The organism is Flavobacterium sharifuzzamanii, assembly GCF_003254585.1.
Classification (GTDB): Bacteria; Bacteroidota; Bacteroidia; order Flavobacteriales; family Flavobacteriaceae; genus Flavobacterium; species Flavobacterium sharifuzzamanii.
Genome location: NZ_QJGZ01000039.1, coordinates 147,800 through 160,595, shown reverse-complemented (window position 1 = coordinate 160,595; position 12,796 = coordinate 147,800). Strand labels below are relative to the sequence as shown.

Sequence of the window (12,796 nt, the reverse complement as noted above, 5' to 3'; positions counted from 1 at the left end):
GTCTAATTATCTAATTAAAATAAGATGTTTAAAAAAATATTAATTGCGAATAGAGGAGAAATTGCACTTCGTGTAATTCGTACATGTAAGGAAATGGGAATCAAAACTGTTGCAGTTTACTCTACAGCCGATGCAGAAAGTTTGCATGTTAAATTTGCAGACGAAGCGGTTTGTATTGGCCCTCCTCCGAGTAACTTATCGTATTTGAAAATGTCAAATATTATTGCAGCTGCAGAAATTACAAATGCAGATGCAATTCATCCAGGTTATGGATTTCTTTCTGAGAATGCTAAATTCTCAAAAATCTGTCAAGAGCACGGAATTAAATTTATCGGTGCTGCTCCAGAAATGATCGACCGTATGGGAGATAAAGCTTCTGCAAAAGCTACAATGAAAGCGGCAGGAGTTCCTTGTGTGCCAGGTTCTGACGGATTATTAGAATCTTACGAACATGCACAAAAAGTAGCTAAAGAAATTGGTTATCCAGTTATGATGAAAGCTACTGCTGGTGGTGGTGGAAAAGGTATGCGTGCCATCTGGAAAGAAGAAGAGCTTCAAAAAGCTTGGGAAAGTGCACGTCAAGAAGCTGCTGCAGCATTTGGAAATGACGGAATGTATATGGAGAAGCTTATTGAAGAGCCACGTCATATTGAAATTCAAGTTGTTGGAGATTCTTATGGAAAAGCATGTCACCTTTCTGAAAGAGATTGCTCTGTTCAACGTCGTCACCAAAAATTAACTGAAGAAACACCTTCACCTTTCATGACAGACGATCTTCGTACAAGAATGGGAGAGGCTGCTGTAAAAGCTGCTGAATTCATTAAATATGAAGGAGCTGGAACTGTGGAATTTTTGGTTGACAAACACAGAAATTTCTACTTCATGGAAATGAATACTCGTATTCAGGTGGAGCACCCGATCACAGAACAAGTTATCGATTACGATTTGATCCGTGAGCAGATTATGGTTGCTGCTGGAATTCCAATTTCTGGTAAAAACTACCTTCCACAATTACACGCTATTGAGGTTCGTATTAATGCAGAAGATCCTTATAACGATTTTCGTCCTTCACCAGGAAAAATTACTACGCTTCATATGCCAGGAGGACACGGAGTTCGTTTAGATACTCACGTTTACTCAGGATATAGCATTCCGCCAAATTACGATTCTATGATTGCTAAGTTAATTACAACTGCACAATCTCGTGAAGAAGCTATCAGCAAAATGCGAAGAGCTTTGGATGAGTTCGTAATCGAGGGTGTGAAAACTACAATCCCTTTCCACAGACAATTAATGGATGATCCAAAATATATTGCAGGAGATTATACAACTGCATTTATGGAAACATTTAAAATGAATAGTCCAGAATAATCAAAAAGGCTTCCAAATTTGGAAGCCTTTTTTGTTTTAAGATCTCCTTTATTTAAATTCCAATAAAACAAATCCCAAATTCCAATGTTAAAACCTTAAACGTGGAACTTGAAACGTAGAGCATTAATCTAAGCTTTGGAATTTGGAATTTAAAAAATTGGAATTTCTACCAAGGTTACACTTTAAGTGTTTACTTATTACACACTTATTTTCTCTTTTACACACCTTTCACTGTATTTCTTTTTTTGGTATATTTGACATAAAGTCTTTAAATACAGGATTTTATGATCTTTGGCACGGCTCTTTTTCTTTACGGCATAATAATTTCATTACTTCAAACGTAAACAACTATTAATTAAAATATATACGTTATGAAAAATTTATTTTTATCAGCCGCAATTGTTTTAGGAAGTTTAACTTCATTCGCTTCAACTACACAAGTAGCAAATACTACTGTAAAAACGATTTCTATTGAAGACGAATACACAGAAATCAAATTAGAAGAATTACCAGCAGCGATTACTGACGCTTTGAAAAAAGCATATCCAGAAGCGGTAATTACTAAAGCATACAAAAACGAAAAAGCTCAGTATAAACTTGATGTAACTGTTGGTGACAAGGTGGGTAACCTTTTTGCAAATGCAGACGGAACTTGGATTAAACAATAATCTTAAACTAAGGTCTTGTGAAAATCCGGATCAAGAATACTAAGATCAAATTAACTATATTAAAAAACAACTATCATGAAAAATTTATTTTTATCAGCCGCAATCGTTTTGGGAGGTTTAACATCATTTGCTTCAACTTCTCCAATTTCAAATACAATCGTAAAAACAATCTCTATCCAAGATGATTATACAGAAATTAAATTGGAAGAGCTTCCAACAGCTGTAACAGACGCTCTGAAAAAAGCATATCCAGATGCTGTGCTTTCTAAAGCGTTTAAAAACACAAAATCTGAATATAAGCTTGAAGTAACTGTTGGAGATAAAACAGGAAATCTTTTTGCTAATGCAGATGGAACTTGGATTAAAAAATAATTAAGTCTAACCCTTAAACTATAACTATGAAAAAGTTAATCTTATCGGCAGCAATTGTTTTAGGCAGTTTGTCGATGCATGCAGAAACCACTGCTGTAACTAGCCCAATGGTACAGACAGTTAATGATCAGGATGGATATAAAGAAGTAGACGGAGTTCCGGCAGCTGTAAAGAAAGGCTTAGATGAAGCTTATCCTGGTGTAGTGCTTGAAAAAGCATGGGTAAATGATAAAAAGGAGTATAAAATTGAGATAACCGTTCGAGGAGAAAAATCGATCGTTTACACAGATGCTTCTGGTAATATTCTTAAAAAATAATTTAAACCACAAATATTATGAAAAAGTTAGTTTTATCAGCAGCGATTGTTTTAGGAAGCCTTTCAGTAAATGCTGCAGTTCTTCCAGCAATCTCAATTACTCAATCAGTAATTTTTCAAGATGCATTTACAGAAGTAGCAGCAGACCAAATACCGGCAGCTGTGAAGTCTACAGTTGAAAAATCGTTTCCAAACACTAAGCTAGAAAAAGCTTATAAAAACGATAAAAACGAGTATAAACTTGAAATTTCAAGTGGAGACAAGAAGTATACTATTTTTACAGATGCTTCTGGTAACATCATCAAGAAATAATTAAAAATCAGCATCATGAAAAAATTAATCTTATCAGCAATAGTGGTTTTTGGAACTATGTCTATGCATGCAAATGTATGGCCCGTTTCAGAAAATGCTAAAGCGACTGTAACTATTCAAGCAGAATATACCGAAGTTACAGTAGATGCTGTTCCTGCAGCTGTAAAAACAGCCTTGCAGACGGCTTATCCGGGAGCAAAACTGGACAAAGCATTTGTAAACGAAAAAAAAGAGTATAAACTCGAAATATCAGTTGGAGACCAAAAGGCTACTGTATACTCAGATGTCAATGGGAACTGGTTGAAGATATAAATTAGGTGAATTTAGATTTATGTTTTTGGTGAAAAAGAGATTGCGTCGTGCAATCTCTTTTTTTTTACATATTTTACATAATTTTATGAAATAACAAGTTTAATAATATTATTTTAGCAAAAAGTCCCTAAAAGCAGATGCCGAAGATATTAGTAATAGAAGATGATATTGCGTTTTGTAAATTATTAGAAAAATTTCTAATCAAAAAAGCGTACGATGTAACGATAGCTTTCTCTGCAGCAGAAGCACGTGAAGCAGTTAAAAATGAATCTTTCGATTTGATTTTGACAGATCTTCGCCTACCTGATTCTGATGGTATTGGGCTTATGTCTGAATTTAAAAATTCTCACCCGCATATTCCAGTTATTTTAATGACAGGCTATTCTGATGTAAATACTGCTGTTAAAGCCATTAAAAACGGAGCAGCAGATTATATTTCTAAACCCTTTAATCCAGATGAGGTTCTTCTGGTTATCACCAATGCGCTGCAGGCTCCAAAAGCCGAAGTCGAAGAACAATCGGAAACTCCAGAAAAAAAGAAAAAAACGGTTAAAAAGACTGCAACAGCTGAGAACGAATTTGTAAAGGGAATTTCTGTTGCATCCAAAAAACTTTTAGATCATATTCAATTGGTAAGCCCAACAGATATGTCGGTTTTGATTATTGGCGAAAGCGGAACTGGAAAAGAAATTATAGCCAAAAGCATTCACCAGCAGAGTAGGAGAAAAGACAACAATTTTATTGCGGTAGATTGCGGGGCGATTCCGAAAGAATTGGCTGCAAGTGAATTTTTTGGTCACTTAAAAGGGTCTTTTACTGGAGCAATCAACGATAAAAAAGGTTATTTTGAAGCAGCAAATGGCGGAACTTTGTTTTTGGATGAAATTGGAAATCTTTCGTACGAGAATCAAATTCAATTGTTAAGAGCGCTTCAAGAAAGAAAAATTAAACCCGTAGGAAGCAATAAGGAAATAAACGTCGATATACGCATCATTACAGCTACAAATGAAGATTTACGCGAGGCAGTAAAAAACGGCGATTTTAGAGAAGATTTATACCATAGAATCAATGAGTTTTCGATTCAGTCACCATCTCTAAAAGATCGTGGTGAAGATTTAATGGTTTTTGCCGATTATTTCCTAGAAAAAGCCAATCAGCAATTAGATAAAGATGTAATCGGATTTTCTCCAGAAGTAGTTTCTATTTTTCAGAATTACAGCTGGCCAGGAAATTTACGAGAATTGCAAAATTGCGTAAAACGTGCAACTCTTTTAACTCGTGGTGAATTTATAGAAAGCGATGTGCTTCCGGCAGAATTCTTTCAGATTCAAAAACAGCAGCCTTCAGCAAATGAAGTTTTTTCATTGTCTGAAAATGAAAAAGAAACCATTATTCATGCGTTATCAAAAACACAGAATAATAAATCTGAAGCGGCAAAACTGCTTAAAATTACCAGAAAAACACTTTACAATAAATTGAAACAATATAATATTGAGTAAAAAAGTACTTTTCTAGAAAGCAGTATTTTAAATTTCTTGCTTCAATTCCTTAAAAAGAATTTTTATTTTTCCTTCTAAATCTGAAAATGTAGTTTTTAGATCAATTGTGTTTAAATCTTCTTTTTCTAGATCTTTTAAAAGTTCACCAATTTCGTTCGATTGAATTTGTTTGAACATGGGAGCAATACGATGTGCAATAGATTTTATTTCGTCGTGATTTTGCTCTTTAATAGCAGTTTTTAAAACCTCGATATTTTCTATAGTAGTTTCTATAAAAGATTTTAATACTTCTTTCAAAGCAGATTCATCTTGTCCTAAAAAATCTTTTAAAGTTTCTAAAGAATACAATTGAGAATCGCTTTTGTTCACAGTTTCTGTAGATTCTGCTACAAGAACTTCTTCATGATCCAAAATATGCTGAATCGTTTCCAATAAAATTTTTGGAGAATAAGGTTTCTTTACAACTGTTGTAAAACCAGCATTCTTATAAACCGAAAGATCCAAATCTGTTCTTCCAGTAAGTGCAATTACAGGCTGGTTTTTAAAGACCGTTTCTGGAAGTTCGCGAAGTCTTTCTAAAAACAGAAAACCGTCAATTTCTGGCATTTGGATATCAGTAATGACAAAATCGAAAGGTGTACTTTTGATTGTTTCTAAAGCTTTCGCCGGATTTGTAAACGAAAATACTTGATGCTGTTCCTGTTTTAAAACGCCACTTGTCAGATTCAAAAGATTGATATCGTCATCAACAACAATAAAAGTTTGTTTTTTAGTGTTTTTAGATGGTTTGCTTTTGATTTCGTTTAAAGCCATATTTCCTTGGCTACTATCAAATAATAATGGCAGCTGAATAATAAATGTGCTTCCTTTTCCAAAAATACTGTCCAAACTTAAGCTTCCGCCCAAAATAGAAATAATCTTTTGGCAGATTGAAAGTCCTAAGCCAGTACCGCCGTATTTCTTTTCAATGCCTTCATTCGCTTGCGCAAATTCTTCAAAAACCAATTTCTGATTCTCTTTTTCAATTCCAATTCCAGTGTCTTGAATCGAAATTGTAAAGAACTGGTCGTCATTCGCGTAAGCGGCAATTCGAATATGACCTTCTTCTGTAAATTTATATGCATTACCAACAATATTGGTCAAAATTTGTTTTAAACGAAATGGATCTCCAACAATACGTTTCTGAAATTTTTCATCAACATTAATTATGAGATCAATATCTTTTTGTTTGTAAACGGTCTGAATATTTCTCGCAACATCTTCAATGATTTCTGGTAATGAAAACGGAACTTTTTCTATAGAAATTTTTCCTGCTTCGATCTGTGAAAAATCCAGTAAATCCTGAACGAGCTGCGTAATATATTCAGACGAATTTTTTATGTTTTTAACGAAATACGACTGCTTGGTATTAACATCTGAATTGCCTAAAAGTTCAGAATAACCCACAATAGTGCTTAAAGGCGTTTTCAAATCGTGACTAACCGTCGAAATTAATTGTTCACGGCTTTTCAGGAGATTTTTGGTTTTGAAATTGGCGATTTCAAGCTGTTTCTTATACAATTGAGATTTTGAATAATCGCTGACAATTAGAATGGAGAAAAAGACAGTCAGTAATAAGCCAATAACAGCAGAGGCCGTGACAATTTCGTTGACTCTTTTTAATGATTTTTCTTTTAATGAATTGTTTTTTATCGAATTGATGATGATTTCTCTTTCAATAATTCGAAGTATTTTTCTAAGTTGATCCGAAATCGCAATTTCATTTTGAAGCAGTTTATTTTCTTCAAAATTTAAAGATTCTTTCTTTTTTTCAGCTTTTATTTTTACAGAACTCAAAAGCTTTTTAGAATTTGCCAAAATAGAATCTGAAGCTTTTTTGCTCAGCGTATTGGTGCTGTCATCAGGAATATTTGAATTTAAATAATCGACATAACGCTGTAAGACACTTCGCTGATAGCTTCCTAACTGATTTGGATTTTTGGTGAAATCCTGAAGTTCCAGTTTTCTAAGGTTAAACTCCATTTTAGTGATTTCATCAATCGCATTATTTACCGAAGTTTCATCATCAGCTTTGTTTTTTATTTCTCTTAACTGCTTAATGTTTTCTGTCTTTTCAGCTAAGAAATAGGTAACACTATCCAAAAGTTTTTTTTGGTATTCTGTAGTAACGATTTGTTTTAAAGTGTCGATTCTTTTGCGAAGCGAATCGGTTTCAATTAAATAGTTTTTGAAATCTTTCTCCGAATTATTCTGAATCGTCTGTCTGGCTAAACTCTCAGTTTTATATACATTCGAATAAAGTCGGCTGACTCTAAGAATTTTGATTTTTTCTAAAGCAATCTTATCTTCCAGTTTGTTGTAAACCACATTTTCAGAATACAGAAACCATCCAACTGTAACAACCAAAGCCAGTAATGCAACATAGCTGAATAAAACTTTGATTGCGGTGTAACTTCTTTTGGTCTCCATATTTTGCTTGAAAGATTTAGGAATTCGGGATTATTAAAACATTGCAATTTATCTAAAAAAATCTGTTTTAAGAAAAGTAAATCTACTCAATATGTTACATAATTGTAAGGTGTGTAAACAAAAACAGCCGTAGATTATGTAAATCTACGGCTGTAAAATATTGTTTTAGACGTTATAAAGTCTCATCTAGCCATTTGAAAAATTCACCTTGCCAAACTTGAGCATTTTGTGGTTTTAAAACCCAGTGATTTTCATCTGGGAAATACACAAATCTACTTTTGATTCCTCTTAATTGAGCAGCTTGAAAAGCCTCTTGTCCTTGCCCGATTGGCACACGGAAATCTTTTCCTCCTTGGAAAATCAAAATTGGCTTATTCCAGTTCTGAACCAAAGTTGCAGGGTTGAAAGTTGTATACGCTTTTTGCGCTACTGCATTATCTTTTTCCCAGTAAGGTCCGCCAAAATCCCAATTGTTAAAGAAAACTTCTTCAGTAGTTCCTAACATCGAAACGGTATTGAAAACTCCGTCATGAGCAATAAAAGTTTTGAAACGGTTTTTGTGAATTCCAGCTAAATAAAATACAGAATATCCACCGTAACTAGCGCCAACACAACCTAAACGGCTTTTGTCAACATAGCTTTCTTTTGCAACATCGTCAATTGCAGAAAGGTAATCGTCCATAACTTGTCCGCCCCAATCTTTACTGATTTGCTCGTTCCACTCAACTCCATGTCCTGGCATTCCGCGACGGTTTGGTGCAACAACTACATAGCCTTTAGCAGCCATTAAAGAGAAATTCCAACGGAAAGAGTACGATTGTGTCAATGCACTTTGTGGTCCACCTTGGCAGAATAATAAAGTTGGATATTTTTTAGAAGCATCAAAGTTTGGAGGAAGAATTACCCAAACCAACATTTTTTTACCGTCAGTTGTTGTAACGTAACGTTTTTCAGTTTTACTTAATGCTAAAGTTTTATAAGTATCTGTATTTACATTTGATAATTGTTTCCAAGTGTTTTTCTTCAAATTGAAAGAAAAAATTTCACCAGCATGATTCATGTCTGTTCTTGTAACGATAATATCATCTCCAGAAAAACCAATTAAATCATTTACATCAAAATCTCCATTTGTCAATTGACGAACATTGATTGCGATTTTAGTCAAACCAGGAAAATTAACTGAGAAAAGTTGTTTTGTTCCATCAATAGGCGCCACAAAAAATACTGTTCTTCCGTCTTTACTCCAGATGAAATTATCTACAGTTCCGTCCCAGTTTGCTGTTAAGTTAGTTTTGATTCCTTTAAATTCAACAATAATGTCGTTTTTATCAGACTCGTAACCGTCACGTTTCATTTGCAACCAAGTTAAATTTCCTGTTGGAGAAAATTGCGGTGCTGTATCGTAACCTAAATTACCTTCAGTTTTATTGGTTGTTTTTTGAGTTTCTAAATTGTACTCATAAATATCTGTGTTTGTAGAAATCGCATAAGCAGTTCCTGCTTTTTTCTTGCAAACGTAAAAAATGCTTTTGCTGTCTGGCGACCAGATATAATCTTCGTCACCGCCAAAAGGTTTTTGCGGAGAATCAAAAGTTTCACCTTTTAAGATGTCAATTCCTTTTGCGCCGTCTTTGTTTTCTTTATAAAAAACGTGATTAAATTTTCCTTCGTTCCAAGTATCCCAGTGACGATAATCTAATCCGTCATAAATTTGAGCATCAGATTTTGTTAGGCTTGGGTAGAAATCTTTACCTAAAACTTTATCGATTTTTACTTCTTCATTGTAAACGATAAATTTTCCGTCTGGCGAAATGTTTTTATCAGCCAAAATTTCTTTAGTGTCTTTAATTTCGGTTGCAGTTCCTCCGTTTACAGGAATCGTGTAGATTTTAGAAGTCGATTTATTTTCTTCTACTGAAGGCGTAGAAACTTTAAAAACAACATTTTTTGCATCTTTAGAAATGCCAAGAGGAGTTACTCTTCCTAATTTCCATAACAATTCTGGGGACATTACATTCTGCCCGATAGCATTTAAACTCATCATTATTAAGGTTGTTAATACTACTTTTTTCATAATTAAATTATTCTATTTTTTGTGACGCTAAAAATACAACATTTAAAATCCAAGTTGTTAAAATCCAATTCCCAAAAAATGTTAAAATTCCAAGCCTCAGAAATTCCAAATTCCAAAGTTGTGCGGTTTTGCTCTTTGTAATTTGGGATTTTATATTTGGAATTTCATTTAGTTTTGTAATTTAACCCAAGATTGGAATTTGGATTTTAAAACTTGAAGTTTAATAAAGTTATGGAACTAAGCTATTGGGAACTAAAAAATTGGTTCACGAATGTAGATTACACTATTGTAGGAAGCGGAATCGTTGGTCTGCATACAGCATTACGCTTACGCGAAAGATTTCCTGCAGCCAAAATTCTCATTCTCGAAAGAGGAATGTTGCCGCAAGGAGCGAGTACAAAAAATGCTGGTTTTGCCTGTTTCGGAAGTCTTTCTGAAATTATGGATGATTTAAAAACGCATTCAGAAGACGATGTTGTGAGTTTAATTGATAAACGCTGGAAAGGTTTGCAATTGCTTCGAAAAAGGCTAGGAGATTCGGCAATCGATTTTAAGCCTCATGGCGGATATGAATTGTTTTTGAAAGAGGATGAATTTGGTTTTAACGAATGCATTTCTAAAATTCCGTTTATTAATGAAGTTTTGAAGCCGCTTTTTAAAGCCGATGTTTTTTCTAAAGAAGTAGATCGTTTTGGATTTCAAAATATTCACGAGTATTTAATTTTCAATCCGTTTGAAGCGCAGATTGATACTGGAAATATGATGCAGGAATTGTTGAAACAAACAATTTCAGCAGATATTTTAATCTTAAATCAGCAAACGGTAACTTCATATTTAGATGCTGGAAATCATGTTGAAGTGGTTTTAAACGATTTCAGTTTTAAAACTCAAAAACTACTTTTTGCAACAAATGGTTTTGCGAGCGAACTAACAAAAGGAGCTGTAAAACCTGCAAGAGCGCAAGTGCTTATTACAGAGCCTATTCATAATTTAGATATTAAAGGAACGTTTCATTTAGACAAAGGCTATTATTATTTCAGAAATATTAATGATCGTATTTTATTGGGTGGCGGACGAAATCTTGATTTTGAAGGAGAAACAACTACTGAATTTGGACAGACGAAAATTATTCAAAATAGATTGGAAGATTTACTGAAAAATGTAATTTTACCAAATCAGGATTTTCAGATTGCGCGCCGATGGAGTGGCATTATGGGAATCGGAAATAGTAAGAATCCTGTCGTTACTCAACTTTCCGAAAATGTGTTCTGTGGAGTGCGTTTAGGCGGTATGGGCGTAGCAATAGGAAGTTTAATAGGAACAGAATTAGCAGATTTAATATAATGGCAGCAACCAAAAAACCGGCACCAAAATCAACTACAAACAAACCAAAACCGAAGACTTCATCTTCAAAAAAATCAAATCGTTCTTTTGGAGAAAAAATAAAATGGTTTTTTATCAAAGCGGCTCTATGGTTTTTTGGAATCTCAATCGGGTCGGTTATATTTTTTAAATATGTTCCTGTGCCGTTTACGCCATTAATGCTTATTCGTGCCATTGAAAATAAAATGGCAGGCAAGGAAGTTTATTTTGACCACGATTGGGAACCAATTGATAAAATCTCAATGAATTTGCAAAAAGCTGTAATCGCAAGTGAAGACGGAACTTTCCTTACGCATAATGGTTTCGATTTTAAAGCACTTCAAAAAGCATATAAAAGTAACGAGCGCGGACGCAGAATTCGTGGCGGTAGCACCATTTCGCAGCAAACAGCCAAAAATGTTTTTTTATGGCAAGGGAAAAGCTATTTCCGCAAAGGACTTGAGGCATATTTTACCGTTTTAATTGAAATTATCTGGGGCAAAGAACGCATTATGGAAGTGTATTTGAACAGCATCGAAATGGGAGACGGAGTTTATGGTGCTTATGCGGCAACAGAACATTGGTATCGCAGAGATGCTTCAAGTTTAACGCCAATGCAAGCTGCGGGAATTGCTGCGATTCTTCCAAATCCGAGAAAATTTAAAGCTACAGGCTCTTCGAGTTATATCAACAGAAGAAAAGAACGAATTGTACGCGAAATGCGTTACGTTGGAAAAATCAATTATGATGGAAAAGAAGAAAAGAAAAAGTAAAAAACTGCTTTTTGCTTTTCTAATATTGACCGTAACGTTAACTTTTGGACAAGGAAAAACAACAGAAATTGGTTTTATATCAGATAATGATTTGTACACGTCCTCTAAGTACGATATGTATTATACCAATGGTTTGGAACTTTTTTGCAGGTTTTTATCAAAAAACGATAATCCAAAAATCAATAAAAAAATTACCGAATTTCGTATTGGGCAATATATTTACAATCCACGATTTTTAAACAAAGAAGCAGTTACAGTAAATGACCGTCCTTTTACAGCTTATCTTTTTGCAGAAGCAGGAAAAAGTTTTTTTTATCAAAGCGAATCGGTTTTAAAAACCGATTTTCAATTGGGTTTTATGGGACCAAATGCTTTGGGAGAAGAAACTCAGGTTGGTTTTCATAAAATTATAGGTTATAAAAAAGTTTATGGTTGGGAGAACCAGTTGCATAATGCTTTCGGTGTTCAGGCGCATGCTATTTACTCTAAAAAAATGTTTCAATCAAAACACAATGATTTTATAGATCTTCATTGGCAGTCAGAAGGAAATCTAGGAACTATTTTTTCAGGAGTTTCAACAGGATTTATGGCAAGATTTGGATTTAAAAAACTTCTTCCAATTTACGATTCTAACATGTATAATGCTTCTGTAAGTGCACAGGTTCAACCAGACATTAGAGAATTTTATTTCTACGCGTCTCCAAGTGTCAATTATCAGTTTTACGATGCCACAATTGAGGGAAGTATGTTTAATGATACAAGTCCAGTAACTTTTGATTTAGAACCGCTTCGTTTCAACGCCGAAGCTGGTTTAAAATATCGACACAACAACTTCAACATATCTTATTCTTTCCTTTATCGAGGAAGAGAATTGAATGATCCTGGAATTGATACTAATTCGGGATATTTTTATGGGTCTATTAGAATGGGGTTTTTGCTTAAATAATAACCATATCTGGGAGTATGAGTCGATTTATATATAAAATATTATCCTTAATTTTTGCATTTTTTTTTATTTATTGTATGGTGCAATTTATTAATACTAATGCCTTTCAAATTAGATATTTTAGAGGTTATACAGATATAAAACTTGTATCAATTAGAATACTTATTCTTTTAGTAAGTTTGCTTTTGGCATCAGTTTTTTTACTTATTGATAGGAATAAAAACAAATGATATTTTTAAAAGAAATTGCTTATTTTTTCTGATTGAATGAAAAGAATAATAAATGAAAATACTCATTGATACCAATATATTTCTTGACTTTT

12 protein-coding genes are annotated in these 12,796 nt (G+C 33.8%); 10 read left to right on the top strand and 2 right to left on the bottom strand.

Annotated elements, in window-relative coordinates; translation table 11 throughout:
• The first annotated feature begins 24 nt into the window (after positions 1 to 24).
• The 7 genes from accC (at position 25) to DMA14_RS13505 (ending at position 4,850) form a co-directional block, all read left to right on the top strand.
• Entirely contained in the window at positions 25 to 1,371 is a 1,347-nt protein-coding gene (gene accC / locus DMA14_RS13535) for an acetyl-CoA carboxylase biotin carboxylase subunit (protein ID WP_111425160.1), read from the top strand.
• 371 nt (positions 1,372 to 1,742) lie between these two features.
• Complete coding sequence (locus tag DMA14_RS13530) at positions 1,743 to 2,039, top strand: hypothetical protein (protein ID WP_111425159.1); 297 nt, start codon at positions 1,743 to 1,745, stop codon at positions 2,037 to 2,039.
• A 75-nt stretch (positions 2,040 to 2,114) separates the two neighbouring features.
• Positions 2,115 to 2,411, top strand: coding sequence for a hypothetical protein (locus DMA14_RS13525; protein WP_111365738.1), 297 nt, complete (start codon positions 2,115 to 2,117; stop codon positions 2,409 to 2,411).
• Between the two features lie 26 nt (positions 2,412 to 2,437).
• Positions 2,438 to 2,728, top strand: coding sequence for a hypothetical protein (locus DMA14_RS13520; protein ID WP_111425158.1), 291 nt, complete (start codon positions 2,438 to 2,440; stop codon positions 2,726 to 2,728).
• A 17-nt stretch (positions 2,729 to 2,745) separates the two neighbouring features.
• Positions 2,746 to 3,039, top strand: coding sequence for a PepSY-like domain-containing protein (locus DMA14_RS13515; protein ID WP_111365742.1), 294 nt, complete (start codon positions 2,746 to 2,748; stop codon positions 3,037 to 3,039).
• Positions 3,040 to 3,054: 15 nt separating this feature from the next.
• The gene (locus DMA14_RS13510) at positions 3,055 to 3,351 is read left to right on the top strand and encodes a hypothetical protein (RefSeq protein ID WP_111425157.1); all 297 of its coding nucleotides are present in this window, start codon (positions 3,055 to 3,057) and stop codon (positions 3,349 to 3,351) included.
• A gap of 137 nt (positions 3,352 to 3,488) precedes the next feature.
• Positions 3,489 to 4,850 (top strand): sigma-54-dependent transcriptional regulator, encoded by a 1,362-nt coding sequence (locus DMA14_RS13505; RefSeq protein ID WP_111425156.1) that lies wholly within the window; start codon positions 3,489 to 3,491, stop codon positions 4,848 to 4,850.
• A gap of 27 nt (positions 4,851 to 4,877) precedes the next feature.
• Here the strand turns inward: DMA14_RS13505 and DMA14_RS13500 are convergent, their stop codons facing one another.
• Together DMA14_RS13500 and DMA14_RS13495 are read right to left on the bottom strand one after the other, a co-directional pair.
• Entirely contained in the window at positions 4,878 to 7,319 is a 2,442-nt protein-coding gene (locus tag DMA14_RS13500; protein ID WP_111425155.1) for a hybrid sensor histidine kinase/response regulator, read from the bottom strand.
• A 172-nt stretch (positions 7,320 to 7,491) separates the two neighbouring features.
• The gene (locus DMA14_RS13495; protein WP_111425154.1) at positions 7,492 to 9,393 is read right to left on the bottom strand and encodes a S9 family peptidase; all 1,902 of its coding nucleotides are present in this window, start codon (positions 9,391 to 9,393) and stop codon (positions 7,492 to 7,494) included.
• 231 nt (positions 9,394 to 9,624) lie between these two features.
• Between DMA14_RS13495 and DMA14_RS13490 the strand changes: the two genes are divergently transcribed.
• Genes DMA14_RS13490 through DMA14_RS13480 form a run of 3 tightly spaced genes read left to right on the top strand, consistent with a single transcriptional unit; the run spans position 9,625 to position 12,474 of the window.
• Positions 9,625 to 10,737: an NAD(P)/FAD-dependent oxidoreductase gene (locus tag DMA14_RS13490; protein WP_111425153.1), complete on the top strand. Its 1,113-nt coding sequence runs from the start codon at positions 9,625 to 9,627 to the stop codon at positions 10,735 to 10,737.
• Positions 10,737 to 11,528 carry a monofunctional biosynthetic peptidoglycan transglycosylase gene (gene mtgA / locus DMA14_RS13485; protein WP_111425152.1) on the top strand — a complete coding sequence of 264 codons (792 nt, stop codon included), beginning with the start codon at positions 10,737 to 10,739 and terminating at the stop codon, positions 11,526 to 11,528. The genes DMA14_RS13490 and mtgA overlap by 1 nt, the downstream gene beginning before the upstream one ends.
• A complete protein-coding gene (locus tag DMA14_RS13480) occupies positions 11,503 to 12,474 on the top strand; it encodes a lipid A deacylase LpxR family protein (protein ID WP_111425151.1) in 972 nt (323 codons plus the stop codon). Before mtgA ends, DMA14_RS13480 begins: the two co-directional genes overlap by 26 nt.
• The last annotated feature ends 322 nt before the right edge of the window (positions 12,475 to 12,796 follow it).

What these genes read in the sequence shown, in the direction of transcription:
- mtgA (WP_111425152.1), top strand. Translation starts at nt 10,737, where the DNA reads ATGGCAGCAACCAAAAAACCGGCACCAAAATCAACTACAAACAAACCA.
- DMA14_RS13525 (WP_111365738.1), top strand. Translation starts at nt 2,115, where the DNA reads ATGAAAAATTTATTTTTATCAGCCGCAATCGTTTTGGGAGGTTTAACA.
- DMA14_RS13480 (WP_111425151.1), top strand. Translation starts at nt 11,503, where the DNA reads ATGGAAAAGAAGAAAAGAAAAAGTAAAAAACTGCTTTTTGCTTTTCTA.
- DMA14_RS13530 (WP_111425159.1), top strand. Translation starts at nt 1,743, where the DNA reads ATGAAAAATTTATTTTTATCAGCCGCAATTGTTTTAGGAAGTTTAACT.
- DMA14_RS13505 (WP_111425156.1), top strand. Translation starts at nt 3,489, where the DNA reads ATGCCGAAGATATTAGTAATAGAAGATGATATTGCGTTTTGTAAATTA.
- DMA14_RS13495 (WP_111425154.1), bottom strand. Translation starts at nt 9,393, where the DNA reads ATGAAAAAAGTAGTATTAACAACCTTAATAATGATGAGTTTAAATGCT.
- accC (WP_111425160.1), top strand. Translation starts at nt 25, where the DNA reads ATGTTTAAAAAAATATTAATTGCGAATAGAGGAGAAATTGCACTTCGT.
- DMA14_RS13515 (WP_111365742.1), top strand. Translation starts at nt 2,746, where the DNA reads ATGAAAAAGTTAGTTTTATCAGCAGCGATTGTTTTAGGAAGCCTTTCA.
- DMA14_RS13520 (WP_111425158.1), top strand. Translation starts at nt 2,438, where the DNA reads ATGAAAAAGTTAATCTTATCGGCAGCAATTGTTTTAGGCAGTTTGTCG.
- DMA14_RS13510 (WP_111425157.1), top strand. Translation starts at nt 3,055, where the DNA reads ATGAAAAAATTAATCTTATCAGCAATAGTGGTTTTTGGAACTATGTCT.
- DMA14_RS13490 (WP_111425153.1), top strand. Translation starts at nt 9,625, where the DNA reads ATGGAACTAAGCTATTGGGAACTAAAAAATTGGTTCACGAATGTAGAT.
- DMA14_RS13500 (WP_111425155.1), bottom strand. Translation starts at nt 7,319, where the DNA reads ATGGAGACCAAAAGAAGTTACACCGCAATCAAAGTTTTATTCAGCTAT.